This window comes from Microbacterium umsixpiens (assembly GCF_053543675.1).
Genome location: NZ_JBLVOH010000123.1, coordinates 4,292 through 5,150 on the forward strand (window position 1 = coordinate 4,292; position 859 = coordinate 5,150).

The window sequence follows — 859 nt, forward strand, 5'->3', positions numbered from 1 at the left end:
CGCCCGGGACATCCGCGCTCTTCTTCTCGGAGGCACCCATGGTGCGATTCCTCGTCATCCCGCAGTGGCAGGGTTCCCCCGCACCGCGCGCGATGCTCCTCGTCGACGGTGCCGCAGCCATCGCCGGAGACCTTCCTCGGGCAGCCACGACCGTGCTGGAGGTGCCGGTCGAGGCGGGTGAATCCCTCGGCACCGGGGTGCGCCGCCTGAGCGCGCTGCTGCGCACACGCGAGCTCACCCACGGGCACATCGACTCGGATACGGTCGTGATCGGCGGCGACTGCAGCATCACCGTCGCCGCGATCGATGCGCTCCCGGGCGGCACCGACGATCTCGCCGTCGTGTGGTGCGACGCCCACGCCGACCTCCACACGCCCGATACCTCTCCCTCCGGAGCCTTCTCCGGAATGGCGTTGCGCGCCCTGCTCGGCGAGGGCGAGGAGCAGCTCGTCCTCTCCCCCGCGATCCGCGCCGACCGGGTGGTAACCGTGGGCGTGCGCAATCTCGACGACGCCGAGGTCGCCCCCCTCGAGGGTCTGACGAACCTCTCGGTCGACGACCTCGAACGACCCGATGCGCTGCTCGACGCGGTCAGAGCGACCGGGGCATCACGGGTCTGGGTCCACATCGACGTGGATGTGCTCGACCCCTCCGACTTCGCCGGCGTCTCCTCCTCCGTGCCGTTCGGGCTCTCCCCCACGGCTCTGAGCGCCGCCATCCGCGCGCTGCGCACCGAGATCCCGCTGGCCGGCGCGACGATCGCCGGCTTCGCCCCGCGAACGCCGGCCGATGCGGTCGACGACCTCGGAGCACTGCTCCGGTTGGTCGGAGCCGTGGCATGAGCACGGCGGCGGCCTGG

1 protein-coding gene is annotated in these 859 nt (G+C 71.8%); it reads left to right on the plus strand.

What is annotated here, in order from left to right; translation table 11 throughout:
• Positions 1-92 precede the first annotated feature (92 nt).
• Positions 93-842, plus strand: coding sequence for an arginase family protein (locus ACNPM4_RS12320; protein WP_448985883.1), 750 nt, complete (start codon positions 93-95; stop codon positions 840-842).
• The last annotated feature ends 17 nt before the right edge of the window (positions 843-859 follow it).